The sequence below is a fragment of the Motilibacter deserti genome (assembly GCF_011250635.1).
Classification (GTDB): domain Bacteria; phylum Actinomycetota; class Actinomycetes; order Motilibacterales; family Motilibacteraceae; genus Motilibacter_A; species Motilibacter_A deserti.
In genome coordinates this window covers 209,747-227,489 of the sequence record NZ_JAANNP010000001.1, presented here as the reverse complement: position 1 = coordinate 227,489, position 17,743 = coordinate 209,747, and the positions used below count along the sequence as shown (strand labels likewise).

General features: G+C 75.0%; 17 protein-coding genes. 2 read left to right on the top strand and 15 right to left on the bottom strand.

Annotated features, from left to right (window positions below; all coding sequences use genetic code 11):
- Positions 1-224: 224 nt before the first annotated feature.
- From G9H71_RS01015 to aroF, 5 genes are all read right to left on the bottom strand, one after another.
- Positions 225-758, bottom strand: coding sequence for a dihydrofolate reductase family protein (locus G9H71_RS01015; protein WP_166276544.1), 534 nt, complete (start codon positions 756-758; stop codon positions 225-227).
- A gap of 162 nt (positions 759-920) precedes the next feature.
- The gene (locus G9H71_RS01010) at positions 921-1,190 is read right to left on the bottom strand and encodes a hypothetical protein (protein ID WP_166276543.1); all 270 of its coding nucleotides are present in this window, start codon (positions 1,188-1,190) and stop codon (positions 921-923) included.
- Positions 1,191-1,300: 110 nt separating this feature from the next.
- Complete coding sequence (locus G9H71_RS01005) at positions 1,301-2,602, bottom strand: hypothetical protein (RefSeq protein ID WP_166276541.1); 1,302 nt, start codon at positions 2,600-2,602, stop codon at positions 1,301-1,303.
- Entirely contained in the window at positions 2,602-3,105 is a 504-nt protein-coding gene (locus tag G9H71_RS01000; RefSeq protein WP_166276539.1) for a SigE family RNA polymerase sigma factor, read from the bottom strand. Before G9H71_RS01000 ends, G9H71_RS01005 begins: the two co-directional genes overlap by 1 nt.
- A gap of 131 nt (positions 3,106-3,236) precedes the next feature.
- Positions 3,237-4,277 (bottom strand): 3-deoxy-7-phosphoheptulonate synthase, encoded by a 1,041-nt coding sequence (aroF, locus tag G9H71_RS00995; RefSeq protein ID WP_166276537.1) that lies wholly within the window; start codon positions 4,275-4,277, stop codon positions 3,237-3,239.
- Positions 4,278-4,577: 300 nt separating this feature from the next.
- On the opposite strand from aroF, the gene G9H71_RS00990 reads away from it, so the two are divergent.
- Positions 4,578-5,087, top strand: a complete 510-nt coding sequence (locus tag G9H71_RS00990; protein ID WP_166276535.1) for a hypothetical protein — start codon at positions 4,578-4,580, stop codon at positions 5,085-5,087.
- 17 nt (positions 5,088-5,104) lie between these two features.
- On the opposite strand, the gene G9H71_RS00985 is transcribed toward G9H71_RS00990, so the two are convergent.
- From G9H71_RS00985 to G9H71_RS00975, 3 genes are all read right to left on the bottom strand, one after another.
- Positions 5,105-5,983, bottom strand: coding sequence for a deoxyribonuclease IV (locus tag G9H71_RS00985; RefSeq protein WP_331272654.1), 879 nt, complete (start codon positions 5,981-5,983; stop codon positions 5,105-5,107).
- A gap of 11 nt (positions 5,984-5,994) precedes the next feature.
- Complete coding sequence (gene pknB, locus G9H71_RS00980; protein ID WP_166276534.1) at positions 5,995-7,881, bottom strand: Stk1 family PASTA domain-containing Ser/Thr kinase; 1,887 nt, start codon at positions 7,879-7,881, stop codon at positions 5,995-5,997.
- A 71-nt stretch (positions 7,882-7,952) separates the two neighbouring features.
- A complete protein-coding gene (locus G9H71_RS00975; RefSeq protein WP_166276533.1) occupies positions 7,953-9,059 on the bottom strand; it encodes a lytic transglycosylase in 1,107 nt (368 codons plus the stop codon).
- Between the two features lie 296 nt (positions 9,060-9,355).
- On the opposite strand from G9H71_RS00975, the gene G9H71_RS00970 reads away from it, so the two are divergent.
- Positions 9,356-9,709 (top strand): Rv2175c family DNA-binding protein, encoded by a 354-nt coding sequence (locus G9H71_RS00970; RefSeq protein WP_407939666.1) that lies wholly within the window; start codon positions 9,356-9,358, stop codon positions 9,707-9,709.
- 93 nt (positions 9,710-9,802) lie between these two features.
- Here the strand turns inward: G9H71_RS00970 and G9H71_RS00965 are convergent, their stop codons facing one another.
- The 7 genes from G9H71_RS00965 to G9H71_RS00935 form a co-directional block, all read right to left on the bottom strand.
- Positions 9,803-11,470: a GGDEF domain-containing protein gene (locus tag G9H71_RS00965; protein ID WP_196791506.1), complete on the bottom strand. Its 1,668-nt coding sequence runs from the start codon at positions 11,468-11,470 to the stop codon at positions 9,803-9,805.
- A 36-nt stretch (positions 11,471-11,506) separates the two neighbouring features.
- On the bottom strand, positions 11,507-12,769 hold the full coding sequence (locus G9H71_RS00960; protein WP_166276532.1) for a hypothetical protein: 1,263 nt from the start codon (positions 12,767-12,769) through the stop codon (positions 11,507-11,509).
- A gap of 266 nt (positions 12,770-13,035) precedes the next feature.
- On the bottom strand, positions 13,036-13,638 hold the full coding sequence (locus G9H71_RS00955; protein ID WP_166276531.1) for a Rho termination factor N-terminal domain-containing protein: 603 nt from the start codon (positions 13,636-13,638) through the stop codon (positions 13,036-13,038).
- Between the two features lie 52 nt (positions 13,639-13,690).
- Positions 13,691-14,335 (bottom strand): LuxR C-terminal-related transcriptional regulator, encoded by a 645-nt coding sequence (locus G9H71_RS00950; protein ID WP_166276530.1) that lies wholly within the window; start codon positions 14,333-14,335, stop codon positions 13,691-13,693.
- A complete protein-coding gene (locus tag G9H71_RS23250; protein WP_331272652.1) occupies positions 14,287-15,552 on the bottom strand; it encodes a sensor histidine kinase in 1,266 nt (421 codons plus the stop codon). Before G9H71_RS23250 ends, G9H71_RS00950 begins: the two co-directional genes overlap by 49 nt.
- A 38-nt stretch (positions 15,553-15,590) precedes the next feature.
- The gene (locus tag G9H71_RS00940; RefSeq protein ID WP_166276528.1) at positions 15,591-16,937 is read right to left on the bottom strand and encodes an FtsX-like permease family protein; all 1,347 of its coding nucleotides are present in this window, start codon (positions 16,935-16,937) and stop codon (positions 15,591-15,593) included.
- On the bottom strand, positions 16,934-17,704 hold the full coding sequence (locus tag G9H71_RS00935) for an ABC transporter ATP-binding protein (RefSeq protein WP_166276527.1): 771 nt from the start codon (positions 17,702-17,704) through the stop codon (positions 16,934-16,936). Before G9H71_RS00935 ends, G9H71_RS00940 begins: the two co-directional genes overlap by 4 nt.
- Positions 17,705-17,743: the final 39 nt, after the last annotated feature.

Sequence of the window (17,743 nt, the reverse complement as noted above, 5' to 3'; positions counted from 1 at the left end):
GTCGGATGACGGCACTCCGGAGTTTTGCACGCCGCGTGGCGTACGGCATTCTTCGGGAGCGGCTTCTTCGTCCGTCGTGCCAGCGAAAACTTTCTCCGGATGCTCCGTGGAGCGGAGATTGCCCGACCGGGGCCGGACGCTCCGCTCACACAGCGCTGCTCGAGCACCCGCGGCCTAGGGAGCGAGGCGGGGCTGAGAGGTGCGAGGCCAGCGCCCCCGTCTGATCAGGCGAGCGCGTAGTGCAGGAGCAGCGCGCCACCGCCGGTGCGGTCGACGTCGAGCAGGGTCAGCCGCCGCAGCGCGCCCTCGTCGAACAACGCACGTCCGTGCCCCGCCAAGGCAGGGGCGACGACCAGCCGCAGCTCGTCGACCAGCTCGGCCCGAAGCAGCGCGTTCGCGATGGTGAGGCTTGCGTGCACCCCGATCTCGCGGCCGTCGGTCTCCTTCAACGCCCGGACGTGGCCGACGAGGGGCTCGGAGACGGCGACCGAGTTCTCCCACTGCGGCTCGAGCGGTCTCGACGTGAAGACGTGCTTCGGCGTGCGGTTGATGAAGCTCGCGAACGGCTCGAGGTCCGAGTGCGGCCAGTGGCCCGCCCAGTAGTCGTACGTCCCCCGGCCCATCAGCACCGTGTCCTGGGTGCTGACGACCTCGGCGATGTTGCTGAACACCGCTTCGTCGACGTCGAACATCCAGTCGCCCGGCTCCTCGCCGACGCCGTCCAGCGCCATGAGCTCGTAGACCACGACCTTGCGCATCCGATTCCCTCCGTCGATTGGAGGTGTCGACGTCGCGGCGGAAGGTTACTCATCGGGCGGGGCGCAGGAGCGGAGCGAGTTCCTCCGCGGGATGAAGCCCGAGCTGGAACAGCACAGGGGGGCGCCGCCGTGGCGGCGCCCCCCTGGATGGAGCGGGACGGGTCAGCTCCCGGTCGGCGTGACCCCGAACATGAGCGTCCGCCGGCTGACGTCGTAGTGAACCGTCTTGGTGTTGACCAGGAGGTCCTGCAGGACGTCGGCGTCGTCGGCGTCGAGCGTCAGGACCTCTTCCCACGCGCCCTGGTCGAGCACGAGCTGCAGGGTGAACGTCCCCTTCTGCGCCGGCTCGCCCGCCACCCAGCTGAACTGGTAGTGGCTGAGCTGGCGGACCTTGATCGAGTCGTCGTTGAACGGCTGCGTGACCTCGGGCATCGTTGCGCCTCCATCTCGTTGCCGTCGAGAACCGTTCTCGTCGGCGGCGTGAAAGGCGCATACCCACCCGACTGGGCCTAATCCAACCCGACGGCGCCCGTCACGGCGCGTCACCTCCGGTCACGTATGCGAGCCGCGGCGCGGGCCGCGACGTCCTGCATCCACTGCAGCGTCCCGCCGGGAGCTGTGGGCGCCCAGCCGAAGCTCGTCAGGTCGAGCTTCACTGCGGTGTCATCGACCCGGACGTACGCGGTGGCGCCGCCTCGGTGCTGCAAGACCACGCTTTCGTCCCCGGCGCCGCCGACAACGACCGAGCCCCCTCGGGACAGGCAGGCCGAGGCCCGCATCGCCTCGAGCCAGGGCTCACCCGTCCCAGCTCGGAGCGGCTGGACGATCTCGAGCAGCTGCGCCGACCCCTTCCCGTCGTTCGGCGGCAGGTACGCGACCGCTCGCGCCGGCCCGTCCGTCGCCAAGGGGGCGGACGAGGCGCAGTCGTCGCCGGCCGGGACCGCGAGCTCTGCCGAGTCCCAGCCGACGCCGCGGTCAGGCCCGAGGCCGGCCGTGCTCAGCCGCCAGGACGCGCCGACGTCGTCGGGCTCGAGGAACCCCGCCGGGGGCTCCTCGGCCGGAGCGTCGACCTCGACCGGCGCCGGAACCGACCTTCCCTCGAGCCGCGCACCGACCGCGTCGGCCATTCGGCGCAGGGTGGCCCGGGAAAGCGGCGCGAACTGCTCTCTGGGACGGAAGACCAGCACCATCGCCACCAGCTCGCCCCGGCGAACGATCAGCTCGTGGCGGTAGACGGCGTCGTCGTCCACGTTGCTCAGGGCGATGACGTCCTCGTCGTCAGAACGGTCAGCGAACTCGGTCTCGACGCCGAACGGCCGGCAGCGCCAGAAAGCGAGCGCCTGGTCCACCGCTGCCCGCCCGGCTCCCGCCGCATAAGCGATGACCGCCTGGGAGACCGTCGACTCCCGGCCGGTGAAGGCAGCGACCCGGTGGCCCAGCTGCGCCTCGGGCAGCCACTGCTCCGTGTAGCTCCCACCGTTCGCCGTCACCCAGGCGTCGTCGTGCCGATAGCCGGACAGGTCGGTGCTGCGCAGAAGAGCCGACTCGGCCACCGGCCCGGGCCCGGCCGGGGGAGCGGGCACACCCGGGGCGACGGTCGGGCCGACGCAGGAGGCGGCCCCGGGCGCAGGCTCCCTCCCGGCGCCGAGCCCCGGCACGGCCGCCAGCGCGACGGCGGTGGCACCGGCCGCGACGGCGCCCACCGACGCGTACGCCATCCGCTGGCGTCGGCGCGCCTGCTCCCGCAGCGCGAGCGCGCTCAGGGCGGGTTCGGGAGCGCGTTCCGAACGCTGCGTGAAGACGTCCTCGAGCAGACGGCTGAACTCTGCATCGCTGATCTGCACTACCGCTCCTCCCTCGCCAGAGCCTGTTCCCCGAGCGCGGCACGCAGCGCCGCGGCTCCCTTGCTCGCGTAGGCCCGCACGGCGCCCTCGCTGCAGCCGAGCACCTGCGCGATCGCCGTGTCGTCGTAGCCCGCGTAGTGACGCAGCACCAGCACGGCCCGCGGGCGGGGCTGCAGCGCGGACACCGCCCGGTCGAGGACGTCGCGCTCGGACACCCGGTCCGCCGGGTCCGCGGCACGCCCGTCGACGGCACGGTCGGGCAGCGTGTCCGTGAGGTGCTCGGGGTGCACACGCTTGCGCCGCCACGAGATGTGCGTGGTCACGACGATCCGGCGCACGTACGCGTCGGGGTGGTCCGCAGCGGTGACCTTGGCCCAGTGCCGGTACGCCTTCATCAGCGCGGTCTGCACCAGGTCCTCCGCCAGGTGCGCGTCCGCGGTCAGGACGTAGGCGAACCGCACCAGCGCCTGGCCGCGCGCGGCGACGTACTCGTCGAAGGTCACCAGGCCGCCCCCGTCTCGTTCACGCCCCTAGGACGCCAGGCCGTGGCGGGTTGTTGCACGACGAGCCCGAGGCTCGCCGCAGCGGCACGGCGTGCGCTGCGGCGAGGCCCGGACTCGACGCGTCGGTCCGGTCAGACCGCCGCCACAGGTGCCGCCAAAGCCGGGGCACGCCCGAGCAGCGGCGGCAGCTGGCGTACGACCGCAGCGAGGGCGCGCAGGTCCGCGTCCACCAGCGCCTGCGGCCCGTCGCAGAGCGCTGTCTCGGGGTGCGGGTGCACGTCGACGAGGATGCCGTCGGCGCCGACGGCGATGGCCGCGCGGGACAACGGGAGGACCAGGTCGCGCCGCCCGCCCGAGTGCGACGGGTCGATCATGACCGGCAGGTGGGAGAGCGCGTTCACGACCGGCACGGCGCTGATGTCGAGGGTGTTGCGGGTCGCGGTCTCGAACGTCCGGATGCCGCGCTCGCAGAGCACGATGTCGAGGTTGCCGCGCTGGGCGATGTACTCCGCCGCCATCAGCCACTCCTCGATCGTGGCCGACATGCCGCGCTTGAGCAGCACCGGCTTGCCGATCGCGCCGACGGCCTGCAGCAGCCCGAAGTTGGCCGCGTTGCGGGTGCCGATCTGCAGCATGTCGGCGTAGGACGCCACGAGCTCCACGTCGTGGGCGTCGACGACCTCGGTCACGACCGGCAGCCCGGTCTCGGCGCGTACGTCCGCGAGGATCTTCAGCCCGCGCTCGCCGAGGCCCTGGAACGCGTAGGGGGAGGTCCGCGGCTTGTAGGCCCCACCGCGCAGCAGCGTCGCGCCGGCCGCCTTGGCCATCTGCGCCGCCGCGAGCGTCTGCTCCGGCGTCTCGACCGCGCACGGGCCGGCGACGAGGGTGAAGGTGCCGGGGCCGATCGGCACGCCGCCGACCTCGACGGTGGACATGCTCGGGTGGTGCTCGCGGCTGACGAGCTTGTACGGCGTGCTGACCCGCACCACGTCGCTGACCCCGGGCATGGCGCCGAGGTCGAACCCGCCGAAGAGCGTCACGTCGCCGACCAGCCCGATGATCGTGCGGCTGACCCCGCGGCTGACGAAGGCCTGCCCGCCGGCGGACTCGACGCGGTCGACGACCGCCTGGATGTGCTCATCGGCGGCCCCGGGGGCCATGACGACGACCATCGGACGTTCCTTCCGTTCGCTTTCCTATGGCTGTGCTGCATCTGCGTTGCGCAGCAACGAAAAAGCCCCGGGCCAGACGGCCCGGGGCTTCGGAGATCTCGGTGCGGGTGCGGCTCAGGCAGCAGCTGCCAGGCGCCCCGCCCGAGCTGCCTCGGGCGCGTCGCCATAGCTAAAGAACCGGTTCCGCACGGGGACACCATAGCCGCGCGATCCAGCGCGCGGGACCTCCTGTCCACGATGTGACACAGCGGTCGTCCCGTACGCCGCGCCCGGTGCCGAGGAGTCGACTAGCGTCGGGGCATGGAGATCCTGGGGGGCGGGCAGCCCGAGGAGCCGCGGCCCGGCGGCCGGCGGGGCCAGGACCCGGCCGAGGAGGTCCTCAGCGTCGCCGAGCTGCAGGGCGTGCCCGAGCCCGACGACGAGGACGAGGACGAGGGCACCCCGCTGCTCGGCGGCCGCGGGCCGTCGGCCGAGGCGCTGGCCATCGCGTCCGTCCTGCTCGCCGTGCCGACGGTGACGGGGAGCGCCTGGTACTACGGCGGCACGCTCGTCTCGAGCTCCCCGTTCAGCGAGGTGCCGGACCTCTCGGACCTGGTGCTGTTCACGTCCGCGATGTGGGCCCCGGGTCTGGTCGCGCTCGGCTGCGCCGCGCTGTCGCGCCGCGTGGCCACCTCGCTCACGCGGGCCTGGGCCCGCCACCTCGCCGACGGCTCCGCCATCGCGGTCCTGGCGATGCTCGCGCTCGTCGCCCTCGGCGTGCTCTACAACCAGTCGTTCGTCGAGGTCCCCGAGGACGACTTCGGGCTCTGACCCGGGCGTGGCCGCGCTCAGCCGGCCGCGCGCAGCTCCTTGAGCAGCGCGATGTCGGCCGCGTGCTTCTCCCCGTCGGCCTTGCCCGGCGTCTCGATCACCAGCGGCACGCCACGCATGGCCGGGTGCCGGAACAGCTGCGCGAAGGCGTCCTGCCCGATGTGGCCGGCCCCGATGTTCTCGTGCCGGTCCTTGAAGGACCCCACCACGTCCTTGCAGTCGTTGGCGTGCACGAGCTGGAGCCGGCCCTTGCCGGCCACCTTCACCAGCCGGTCGAGGGTCGCCTTCACCCCGCCCGGCTCGGACAGGTCGTGGCCCGCCGCGAACGCGTGGCAGGTGTCCAGGCAGACCCCGAGCCGCGGATGGCGGTCCAGGGCGTCGAGGTACGGCCCGAGGTCGTCCATCGTCGCGCACAGCGACTGCCCCTGCCCGGCGGTCGGCTCGAGCAGCAGCGCCGGCGCGCCGTCGAGGGCGTCGAGCTCGTCGAGCAGCGGCAGCAGCCGCTCACGGACGCGGGCGAGGCCGACCTCGCGGCCGGCGGCGTCGACCGTGGAGCCGGTGTGCACGACCACTCCGCGCGCCCCGATCTCGGCCCCGCGGCGCAGCACGTGCCGGAGCGCATCGACGCTGCGGTCCGACGTCTCGGCCGTGGGGGAGCCGAAGTTGATGAGGTACGGCGCATGCACGAACGCGGGAACCTGCAGCTCGCTGCAGCGATCGCGGAAGAGCGCATCCTGCTTCGGGTCTCCGGCGCTGGCCGCCCAGCCCCTTGGGTTGCCGACGAACACCTGCACGACCTCGGCCCCGACCTTGTCGGCGTAGCCGAAGGGGCCCTTGCCGAGCCCTCCGGTCGTGGGCACGTGGGCACCGATGAGCGAGGTCTTGCGGGACGGCACGGAGAAGCTGCTCAGACCGTGATGATCGTGATGGTGGAGCCCTTGGGCGCACTGGAGCCGCGGTCGGGGTTCTGCCCGAGCACGCGGCCGAGGATGCTCGTGCCGCGCCGCTCCACCCGGAAGCCGGCGGCCTCGAGCTTCTCGACGGCCTCGGAGACCTTGTCGTCGATGACGTCGGGCACCTGCACCAGCGGCGGCCCGAGCGAGACCACGAGGCCGACCTGCGTCCCGCGCTTGAGCCCCTTGCCGGCGGCGACCGACTGGGACACCACGGCGCCCTTGGCCACCGACTCGGAGTAAGCCTCCGTGGTCTTGACCGTCAGGCCCGCGTCGGTGAGCGCCTTCTCCGCCTCCGCGGCCGGCTTGCCTTCGACGGCGGGCACCGGGACGGGCTTCGGGCCGCGGCTGACGACCAGCGTGACGGGCCGGTTGACCCGCAGCGACTCGCCCGCGGCGGGGTCGGTGCCGAGCACCTGACCCTGCGGGACCTTCTCGTCGTACTTGTTGACCGACCGGCCGACCACGAGCTTGGCCTGCTCGATCGCCGCCGTCGCGGCGGCGGGCGCCTTGCCGCTGACCACGGGGATGCGGATCATCTCGGGGCCGCGGGAGACGACGACCGTGACCGTGCCGTCGCGGAGCACCCGCTCGCCCGCCGCAGGGGAGGCCTTGACGACCTCACCGGCGGCGACCGTCTCGGACCACTCGCGGCGGACGTCGAGGTCGAGCCCGGCCTGCTCGGCCCGCTGCGCCGCGACCGACTCGGTCAGCCCGGCGAGGGTGGGCGCCGAGGTCCAGCGCAGCGGCCCGGCGTACCAGAAGAGCCCGGCGCCGAGGAGGACGACGGCGACCACGGCACCGAGCAGGGCGCGCCGCCGCCGGACGGCACGGCGCCGCCGCGGCTGGGCCCCGCGCTGGACCGGCTGGCGCGACGTCGACTCGCTGCGCAGGTGGGCGGGGCCGCTGCGCGGCGGGCTCGGCCGGGGCCCGGGGCGCGTCGGAGCGGGCTCGGGCCCGCCGCGCCGGACCAGCTCGGTCGGCTCGTCGGCCGGCCCGAGGGAGTCCCGCACGGCCTGCAGGCCCGCGAGCAGCGCGCCGGCGTCGTCGGGCCGCCCGTCGGGGTCCCGGTCGGTGGCTCGGGCGACGAGCGCGTCGACCGCGGCGGGGACGCCCGCCACCCGAGAGGAGGGTGCAGGGACGTCCTCGTGGACGTGGCGGTAGGCGACCTGGATCGGGGTCTCGCCGTCGAAGGGGCGCCCGCCGGTGAGGCACTCGAAGAGCAGGATGCCGACGGCGTAGACGTCCGCCCGCTGGTCGGCGACACCGCGCTCGAGCAGCTCGGGCGCGAGGTAGCTCACCGACCCGAGGATCGCGTCGGTGCGTGTGGAGCTGGCGGCGGTGGCGGCGCGGGCGAGCCCGAAGTCAGCCACCTTGACCCGGCCATCGTCCGCGATGAGGACGTTCTCCGGCTTCATGTCGCGGTGCACGAGGCCCGCCCGGTGCGCGGCGGCCAGCGCCGCGAGCACGTCGGCGATGAGGTCGAGCGCTTCGGCCGCGCCGAGCCGGCCCCGGTCGCGCAGGAGCGCGCGCAGGTTGCGGCCGTCGACGTACTCCATCGCGATCCAGACCCGGTCGCCGTCGCGCCCCTGGTCGAAGACCGACACCACGCCGGGGTGGGACAGCCGGGCCGCGGACTTGGCCTCGCGGATGAACCGGTTGACCGCCTCGGCCTCCGTGGCGAGCCACGGGTGCATGACCTTGAGCGCGATCGTGCGGTCGAGCCGCTCGTCGACGGCCTCGTAGACGACGGCCATCCCGCCCGCCGCGACGCGGCTCACGACCCGATAGCGGCCGTCGACGACCTGCCCGAGGAGCGGGTCGAGAACGGTCGTGTCCACGGTCGGAGTGTACGAGCGCGGCACCGCAGGCACGGGCAGGCGCGCAGCCACTACGTCCGTACGGGTGCCGGTCAGCGGAAGCGGGCGCGCAGCGCGAGGATGTTCGCGACGTAGCGCTTGGTGTCGGCGTACATCCCGTTACGACGTACCGACGCGAGGCCCTGGTAGTAGCCGGCGACCGCCGTGCTCGTCGAGCCCGCCGACCGGATCAGCACGCGGAGCAGCACGACGCCGGCGGTGATGTTGTCCTGCGCGTTGAGCAGGTCGAGCCGGCGCCCCAGGACCGAGGACGCCCAGTCGCCGCTCGTCGGGATGACCTGCATGGTCCCGATCGCGTTGGCCACGGAGACGACCCGCGGGTTGAAGCCGGACTCCTGGTACGCCACGGCGAGCGCGAGGGACGGGTCGACACCGTGCCGGCGAGCGGTGGCGGCGACCATCGCCCGGACGGTGTCGCGGGACGGCATGCGCCGCGAGGCGAGGATCGCGCGGTTCTGCGCGGCCCGCGCGACGGTGGCGTTCGGGTAGGTGCGGCCCGCGAACGAGTTGCCGGAGTACGCGCCCGAGGACGAGCCGCCCGACGACGAGGACCCGGACGAGGAGCCGCCGGTGGTGGTCTTGCGCGTCACGGGGATGCGCAGCACCTGGCCGATGCGGATCACCGCCGAGTGGCGGATCCGGTTGGCCTTGCGGATCACGGAGGCCTTGGTGCCGTAGCGAGCGGCGAGCTCGCCCATCGTGTCGCCGCGGACGACGCGGTGCGTCACCACGACCGTGCGCACGCTCGTGCGCGGCGCGCTCCGGCTCGCGGACGAGCGCGACGGGACGCTCAGCCGCTGCCCGATGCGGATGAGATTGCCGTTGCCCGGCAGGCCGTTCGCCTTGACCAGGGCCGGGACGGAGGTGTGGTAGCGCACGGCGATCTCGCTGAGCGTGTCGCCGCTGCGCACCGTGTAGGCGCCCCAGCCGGGTGCCCCCGCGGTCACGAGGCCCGCGAGGAGCAGGGGAGCCCCACCGGCGACCAGGGCACGCCGCCACGACGCGCGCAGGCTCCGGCGGCGGCGGGGGGCGGGCGCGCCGGCCGCAGCACCGGTGCCGGACAACGCCGAGCCCGCTGCGCGGTCTCCGGGTGCGGCCGCCGCGTCGCTCGCGACGTCGGTCAGCACGTTCGGGGTCATGAGGCTCCTCGAGTCAGCGTGCCGCTGCCGGTCCAGCCCCCGCGCTGGGATTTCTCGGCGTGTCGCTACGGCTCTCGTCGCGACGACGGTAATAGCGTTGTGACGCCTGTGACAAGTGGGGTGACTGTGGCGTCCAGCCATCGTTGCCGATCCGTGTCCGTTTCGTCCAGAAATGCTCGCCTGCTCGTGGGGGGCGCTGGCGGGACCGGAGTCGGGGAAGGACGGGGCCCCGCGCGCGCGGCCGCCCCTCGTGGCACGCTGGCCCCGTGAGTGATGCACTGCGCTCCGCGGCCGCCCTGCAGGACCTCGAGGGCCTGGTTCCCGAGTGGTTGAGCGTCCCCGACGCCGCCGAGCGGCTCGGCGTGGACGTCGTCCGCGTCCGGTCGATGCTCAAGGACCGCCAGCTGCTCGCGCTGCGCCGTGGCGACCGGCAGGTCCTGTCGATCCCATCCGCTTTCGTCGCCGAGGGCAAGGTCCTCAAGGGCCTGCCCGGGCTGCTGACGTTGCTGGCCGACGCGGGCTACAACGACGTCGAGTCCGTCCGCTGGCTGTTCACGGCCGACGACAGCCTGCCCGGCTCCCCGGTGCAGGCGCTGGCCGAGAACCGCGGGACCGAGGTCAAGCGGCGCGCGCAGGCGCTCGCCTTCTGACTGCGGCCGGCCGTTCCGGGCGCGGGCCGGTCCCCGCTCGGCCGGTGCTGCTGCGCCGACTGCGGGTGCTCGGGCGCTGACGGCCGCGAGGGCTCACGCACCGACGGGCACCGGCACAGCCTGCTCCCCGCGCTGCTCGGCGGGCCCGGTCGTCGCCCCGACGGACTGGTCGGCGTCCGATACCCCCGCCACCGACACGCGGTTGCGCCCGCCCTCCTTCGACGCGTACAACGCGGCGTCGGCCGCCGCCAGCAGGACGGGCGCCGTCCTCGCCGCCTCGGGGTAGGCCGCGACCCCGACGCTCACCGTGACGTGCGGCTCGGCCTCGATCGCCTGCACGGCGGCGCGTACGCGCTCGGCCACCATCGCGGCATCCTCGAGCCCCGTCGCCGGCATGACGACGGCGAACTCCTCGCCGCCGTAGCGCGCGACCACGTCGCTGCCGCGGACTGCTCCGGCCACCGCCGCGGCGACCCGCTGCAGCGCGACGTCGCCGGTCTGGTGGCCGTAGGTGTCGTTGAGCCGCTTGAAGAAGTCGATGTCCAGCAGCGCCAGCGCGAAGGGCGCTCCGGACCGCGACGCCCGCGACAGCTCGCGCTCGAGCGCCTCGTCGAAGCTGCGCCGGTTCGCCACGCCGGTCAGGGCGTCCGTCGTCGCCAGCGCGGTGACGCGCTCCAGCAGCCACGCCCCCGACAGGGCCAGCGCCGCCATCGACGCGAACCGCTCGACGGTGTCGACCACGCGGCGCTCCACCCGGCCCCCTGGCCGCGGCCGCCCGCCCGGCGCCCGCAGCCCCGCCTGCTCGACCACCAGCACCCCGAGCGGCGCGTCCTCGGCCACGAGCGGGAAGGCGAGCACGTTGCGCGCGCCGTCCAGCACCTCGGCCAGCCACGGCTCCTCGGCCGCGTCCAGCTGCGCCACGCGCAGCGTCCGCCGCTCACGCATCGTCCGGGCCACGAGCCGGTCCTCGTCCGGGCTTCCCGCGGCATCGGTGGCCTCGTCCGTCCCGTGCGTCGCGACCGGGTTGAGGCTGCCGCTCGGTGCGGCCAGCAGCACCGCGCGGGGGAACCCGAAGGTCTCGACCACGCCGTCCACCAGCGCCTGCGCGGCGGCCGGGGCCGAGACGCTGCGCTCGAGCCGGAGGCTCAGCGCGGCGAGCGCGTCGAGGTCGTACGTGCGACGGCGCAGCTCGCGCTCGTTCACCGCCGCGAGGGTCGCCGTGGCGGCGGTGACGGCCCAGGCCACGAGCAGCAGCGCGGCCAGGTCCCGCAGGGGCGCCGGGGCCGTGCCAACGTGCGGCGCGCCGTCCCGCTCCAGCTGCCAGGCGGTCGCAGCGAGCATCGAGTGCCAGAGCGCCAGCTTCAGCCCGGTCCGGAAGCTCCCGAGCAGGGTGGCAGCGACGAGATGGACGACCACGAGATATTGCAGGGGCGAGCCCACGCCGGCCGTGCCGTACGTCGTCAGGGCGAGGTAGACGGCGTCGAGCAGCAGCCCGATGCCGAGCAGCGTCACGGTCGAGCTGCGGCCGTCGGCCCGGCGCCGGCGCGACGCGCGCGCGGGCAGCAGTGACAGCGCGAGGTACGCCGCGGTCGCCGCGCACAGGCCCGGGCTCAGCTGCGAGCCGAGCAGCGGCGTCCCCGCGAGCACCGCGCCGGCGAGCGCGACCCGGACCGCCTGCATCCAGAAGAGCCGGTCGGCCAGCGGGACGAGGCCCGCGTCCCCGGTCGAGGCGGCGGCCGGCAGGTCCTGTCGGGTCGTCATCGGTCGTTCCCCCGGCTCACTCGTGGGTCCCGCGGGTCATTCGTCGTTCCCGCGGATCTGGGCGTCGAAGGTCAGGTCGGGCGCCGCGGCCAGCGGCGCGAGGGCGAGCTTGGGGTCCCGGTCGTCCAGCCGGCGCTGGATTAGCAGGAAGCCCCCGAGCAGCGGCACCATCCCGATGCCCACGGCCGCGCCGGTGCCCGCCGGGGCGGCGACGCGGCGGGCCACGGCGACGGTCGCGCTCGCGGCCCTGCCGAGGACGACGGTCGCCCGCTCCAGGACGCCCACTGCTCCGGAGCTGTTCCGTGCGGCCGTCGTCCCGCCGGCGCGGCTGCCGCCGAGCGGCACCGTCACCTGCGGCCCGGGCACGCGCGAGGGCGCCGCCGCCGGCGTCCCGGCCGGGGGTGTGCCCGGGGGCGCGGCGGCTGCGGGCCGGGAGCCCTCGGAGCCGTCGGAGTCGTCGGTGGAGGCGGGGCTCTCTCCCGGCCCCGCGCTCGGCGGTCCGGCGGGGTCGACGGCCGGCGCGGCCGACGGGCCGCCGGCGCCGCCCTGCGTCGAGGACGGCGTGGGCTTCGCCGTCGGGCCGACGGTCGGCGTCGAGGCCGGGTCGGGCGCCGGCGGAGCCGGGCGACGGCCCGTGGGCGAGGGTGTCGAAGAAGGCCTGGACGCGCTCGGCGAGGGCGTCGGCGCCGGAGGCACGTCGGCCGTCGGTGAGGGCGCGGGAGGCGCGGTCGGGGCCACGACGGGCGCCGGCGGCGGGTCGGGCTGCGCGGCGGGGGGTGCGCCCAGCAGCGTGACCCAGGAGAAGGCCGCCTCCGCCGTCCTGCCCTGCGCGCCGTCGTCGTCGCGCAGTGTGAGGGCGATGCGGTACGCCGCCGACCCCGACCCCTCGACCGCGGCGTCGTCGGGGAGGGCTGCCGCCGCCGAGCCGTGGGCCGCGGCGAGCTCGGCGAGGGTGCCGGCGAAGACCTGGTGGCCGGCGAAGCCGGTGCAGTCGCCGTAGCCCCCTCCGGTGCCGCGCTCGACGCGGACGTCGAGGTAGTCCGCGAGGCCGCTGCCGCCGGCGGTCGCGAACACCCCCAGCGCGCTGGCCGCGGGCAGCCCGGCGTACCGGACCTGCAGGCAGGCGGCGTGCTCCCATCCCGGGGCCAGGCCGGAGAGCGCGAAGAGCGGGCCGGTCGCATCGGTGGACAGCCGCGGGACGGCTTCCTCGGCGTACGCGGGGCCGGTGGCCGCCGCGAGCGGAGCGCCCGCGAGCGCGAGCGCGAGCAGCGTCCGCCCGACCGCAGTGCGACGTCCCACGTCCCGGCCCCCCACGCCGCGGCCCCGGGCGGGCCGCCGTGGCCTCCCATCGGCGCCGCGGCGCAGGCTTGAGCGAGTCGGCGGCGGGACCACCCGTTCGGCCGGTCAGGTCGTCGCCGTTCGTGTCGAGCGGGGGCGCTGCGCCGCCGCTTCCTACCGGCCGGTCCTACGTGCTACCGGGCTCGGGGCGGCGGGACGCGCGACGAGCCGGTGAGGGCCTCGACGACAGCGGCGGCCGCCAGCGCACGCCCGACGCGAGCGCGAGGTCAGGCGTCCTCGCGCTCGGGGTTCTCCAGCCGGAAGAAGTTGCTCTGCGAGCCGTCGGAGCGCTCCTCCTGGTAGATGAAGTTGAGCTTGCGCGCGTCGAAGGCCTCGAACCACTTGTCCCAGGTCACGTGCTCGAGGGAGTCGCCGCCGTAGCCGGGGAAGTCGAAGCGCAGCACCCCGAGGTGGCCGTCGTGCTCGGTGCCCGGCACCGTGGCCGGCTGCGCGCTGCGGTCCTCGGCCCACTGCCGGATCACGTCGTGGTGGGTCGTGACGAGGCTGCGGCCCGGGCGCTCGGGGTCGTCGTCGGGCGAGGTGATCTCCTGGGAGTACTTCAGCGACTTGGACTCGTCCGAGCCGTGCCGGATGCCCCCACCGGAGTCTGCGGGCGCCCCGCCGGAGGAGTCCCCGTCGCTGTCGTCGGAGCCACCGCCACCCTGGTGCTTCGCGCTGACCGCCTTGACCAGGTCCTCCTTGTGCAGGTCGGCTGCGTCCTCGACCCCTTCCTGGCGGGCGAGGTCGCGCAGCTCGTCCACCTTCATCGCGCGCAGCTCCGTCTCGCTGAGCCCGGGCGTGTTCGGCGTCTGGTTCCCGTCGTTTGCCATGCCGTCGCCCTACCCCGGGCACGTCGCGGCATTCGACGGGAATCGGCACCGGTCAGCGCCCTTGCAGCCAGGCCAGCACGGCGAGCACCCGCCGGTTGTCGTCGGCGGCGGGCGGCAGGTTGAGCTTGGCGAAGATGTTGTTGGTGTGCTTGCCGACGGCCTTCTCGGTGACCACGAGCCGGGCCGCGATCGCCGCGTTCGACCGGCCCTCGGCCATCAGCGTCAGCACCTCCTGCTCGCGCGGGGTGAGCCGGTCCAGCGGCCCGCGCCCGGCTCCGCTGACGAGCGCCGCCACGACCTCGGGGTCGAGCACGGTGCTGCCGGTGGCGACCTGGCGCAGCGAGTCCACGAACCCGTCCACGTCCGCGACGCGGTCCTTGAGCAGGTAGCCGACCGCGCCCTCGCCGCTCGAGAGCAGCTCGCGGGCGTAGAGCGGCTCGACGTACTGGCTCAGCACGAGCACCGGGAACCCCGGGCGGGCGCGGCGGGCCGCGATGGCCGCGAGCAGGCCCTCGTTGCTGAACGACGGCGGCAGGCGCACGTCCACCACGGCCGCGTCCACGCCCGGGCCTGCGAGCGCGCGGGTGAGCGCAGGGCCGTTGTCCACCGCAGCCGCGACCTCGAAGCCACCCGCCTCGAGGATGCGGATCAGGCCGACCCGGAGGAGGGCGAGGTCCTCGGCGACGACAAGGCGCACGGCAGCTCCATCGTGACGGTGGTCGGCCCTCCGGCCGGGCTGGTCACGCTCATGGTCCCGTCGAAGGCCGCCAGCCGACGGGCCACCCCGGCCAGGCCCGAGCCGTCGGGCGAAGCGCCGCCGCGCCCGTCGTCGCCGACCCGCATCCGGAGCACCCGCCCGTCGTGCTCCACGGCGACCCAGGCGCGGCCGGCGCCCGCGTGCTTGACGGTGTTGGCCAGGCACTCGGCGACCGCGAAGTACGCGGCCGACTCCACCGGCGGCGGCAGCGCGCCCGGCACGTCGAGCGCGAGGGTGACCGGGAGCGGGAGCGGCAGCGTCAGGGCCTCGATCGCGCCGGCGAGCCCGCGGTCGGACAGGACCGGCGGGTGGATCCCGCGGACGACGGACCGCAGGTCCTCCAGCGCCGAGGTCGTCGTCTCTCGCGCCTCGCGCAGCAGCTCGGCGGCGGCCACGGGGTCGCTCGCCAGCAGCTTCTCGGCGAGGCCGACCGTCATGCCGACCGCCGCGATGCGGGCCTGCGCTCCGTCGTGCAGGTCACGCTCGATGCGCCGGATCTCGGCGGCGGACGTGTCGAGCGTCTCCGCCCGCGACTCGGCCACCCGGGTCACGCGCTCCTCGAGCTCCTCGACGCGGGAGCGGCCCAGGATGCTGCGCTCGGTGATCGCGCGCGCCCGCAGCAAGGGCGGGGTGACCACCCACCACACCAGCGGGCACGGCAGGGAGAGGACCGCGAGCAGCCCCCACACCCACCCGCCGTCGAGCAGCAGCCCCGTCCAGTGCACGACGGGCGTCACGAGCAGCAACGGCGGCAGCCCGGCCATCACCCAGCCGCCCGTGCCCGAGCAGGCGAGGAAGGCGACGTCGCGCCAACGCGCGGGATCGCGCAGCCAGCGCAGCGGACGTGCCAGGAAGCCGGCGCCGCCGGTGGGAGCGTACGCGGCCGGCACGTCCTCCCCGAGCAGGCGCCCGCTCACGGCGCGGTGCAGCCGGGTGAGGCGCTCGTCCAGAGGCACGACGAGGTGGGCGAGCCCGAAGCCGACGCCCGCCGCGCCGAGCGGGACGCAGACGAGCGTCAGGACCGCGAGCACGAGGGCCGGGACGCCGAGCAGGGCTAGGCCCGCCGCCACGAGCGTCAGACGCAGCCGCTCGGCCAGCCCCGCCTCGTCGACCGGCTTCGGCCGGACCGAGGTGATGGGCGACAGCAGAGCGGCCACGGAAGGGGAGTCTGGCACCGCTGCCTCCGAGGAGGAGGTCATGCCGCCAGGCCGGCCCGGATGCCGGTCGAGGTCACGCGCCGTGCCGCCGCTGCCGCCGAGCCGAGTGTGAGCGCCACGGCGGCCGCGGCGAGGAGCGGCGGGAGCCAGAGCTGCCCGTCCGGCACGACCCCCTCGTCGCGCGCGACGGCGAACGGCACGACCGTGGCGAGCGAGGCCGCCCCGCCGACGACGACGCCGACCGCCGCGACGACGGCCGCCTCGACCAGCACGGCCGTGCGGGCCTGGCGCGGGGTCGCGCCCAGCAGCCGCAGCCGGGCCAGCTCGCCGCGGCGGGCCGCGAGGGCCGCGGCGAAGGTGTTGACGACCATGATCGCCGCGAACAGCGCGATCATCCCGGTGACCACGGTGTTGAGCAGGGTGATCGTGTCGCCGTCGGCCACGGGGACGGCCAGTGTCCTGGCGTCGATCCCGACGAGCATGAGGGTGCCGATGGTGCCGGCCGTGAAGACGACGACCGGCGCCAGGGCCGCCGACAGCGTGTGCGACCTCCGGGTCAGGTTGTGCGCCGCGAGGTGCCCCGTGGCACCGAGGCCCTGCAGGGCCGGCCGCACGAGCAGCGCGCTCCAGCGCAGCAGCACGGGGGAGAGCGTGGCCAGCCCGACACCGACGAGGATCGAGGACGAGCCGGACGTGGCCATCGCGGCGTACTGGTCCGTCGAGTCCGCGGTCACGGTGACGGTCACGACGCCGAGCGCGACGCCGTAGCCCACCGGGACGAGGCCGAGCACGACCCGCCACCAACGCAGCCGAGAGCGGTTGCTCGCCGCGTCGCGCAGCGCGGTCGTGGCGGGGCCGGACGTCGACCGGCGACCCGTGACCGACGCGGCAGCCAGGCTGACGAGGACGACCCCGGCAGCGCTCGCCGCGAGCGACGGCGGGCCGCCGGCGTACCGGACCGAGGCATCGACCAGCCCGCCGCTCCGCAGGAGGGCGAGCAGCGCCCGCCCCGTGCCCAGTGCGACGAGCGCTCCGACCGCGGCGCCCGCCGCCGTCACCACCAGGGCCTCGGACCGCAGGAGCCGGCGGGCCTGCCGCGGCGTCGTCCCGACGGCGCGCAAAAGCGCGATCTCCGCCGCCCGCTGGCGCACCGCGACCGCGAGCGTCGACGCCACCGAGAAGAGGACGATCAGCCCGCCCCAGCCGCCGACGACGGCGCCCATGACGACGAGCGTCTCCCGGTCGGCCACCGACACCGGCCCGTTCGCGGTCTCGACGAGCGTCGCGAACGAGCCGATCAGGACCGTGCCGAGCAGGGCCGACAGGAACGTGGCCGTGAACGACGCAAGCCGGTGGCGCACCGACCGCAGCGCGAGCCCGGTCACGACGCCACCGCCGCGCCGGCCAGGTCGTCCAGCCGGGCGAGCTGTCCGGCGACCGCCTCGGCCGTCGGGCGGCTCATCCAGCCCGCGACGCGGCCGTCGACGAGGAAGACGACCGAGTCGGCGTACGCCGCGGCCACCGGGTCGTGGGTGACCATCACCACCGTCTGGCCGAGCTCGTCGACGCTCGACCGGAGCAGCCGCAGGACGTCCCGGGCGCTGGACGTGTCCAAGGCCCCCGTCGGCTCGTCCGCGAGCAGCACGGCCGGAACGGCGACGAGCGCCCGCGCGACGGCGACCCGCTGCTGCTGCCCGCCCGACAGCTCGCCGGGCAGGTGGCCAGCGCGGTCGGCCAGGCCGACCCGGGCGAGGAGCCGCGCGACGTGCTGCCGGTCCGGCCGGCGCCCCTCCAGCCGCAGCGGGAGGCCGACGTTCTGTGCGGCCGTGAGGTAGGGCACGAGGTGGAACCCCTGGAACACGATCCCGACATGGCGCCGCCGGAAGGCCGTGCGCCGCGCCTCGCTCCAGCCGCTGATGTCCTGGCCGGCGACGACGACGTCGCCCGACGTCGGCTGCTCAACTCCTGCAGCGCAATTCAGAAAAGTGGACTTCCCTGAACCAGAAGGGCCCATGACGGCCGTGAAGCTGCCTTCGGCGAAGGCCAGGTCGATCGCATCGAGTGCCCGGACCGCGTTCGGGCCCGTGCCGTAGGTGCGGGTCAGGCCGCGTACGGCGAGGGCGTCGGCGGGACGAGGCGACTGCTGCTGCATGGTCCGCTCCCGGAGGTGGTCGATGTGCTGGCTCTTCGA

What these genes read in the sequence shown, in the direction of transcription:
- G9H71_RS01015 (WP_166276544.1), bottom strand. Translation starts at nt 758, where the DNA reads ATGCGCAAGGTCGTGGTCTACGAGCTCATGGCGCTGGACGGCGTCGGC.
- G9H71_RS01010 (WP_166276543.1), bottom strand. Translation starts at nt 1,190, where the DNA reads ATGCCCGAGGTCACGCAGCCGTTCAACGACGACTCGATCAAGGTCCGC.
- aroF (WP_166276537.1), bottom strand. Translation starts at nt 4,277, where the DNA reads ATGGTCGTCGTCATGGCCCCCGGGGCCGCCGATGAGCACATCCAGGCG.
- G9H71_RS00990 (WP_166276535.1), top strand. Translation starts at nt 4,578, where the DNA reads ATGGAGATCCTGGGGGGCGGGCAGCCCGAGGAGCCGCGGCCCGGCGGC.
- G9H71_RS00975 (WP_166276533.1), bottom strand. Translation starts at nt 9,059, where the DNA reads ATGACCCCGAACGTGCTGACCGACGTCGCGAGCGACGCGGCGGCCGCA.
- G9H71_RS00965 (WP_196791506.1), bottom strand. Translation starts at nt 11,470, where the DNA reads ATGACGACCCGACAGGACCTGCCGGCCGCCGCCTCGACCGGGGACGCG.
- G9H71_RS00955 (WP_166276531.1), bottom strand. Translation starts at nt 13,638, where the DNA reads ATGGCAAACGACGGGAACCAGACGCCGAACACGCCCGGGCTCAGCGAG.
- G9H71_RS00935 (WP_166276527.1), bottom strand. Translation starts at nt 17,704, where the DNA reads ATGCAGCAGCAGTCGCCTCGTCCCGCCGACGCCCTCGCCGTACGCGGC.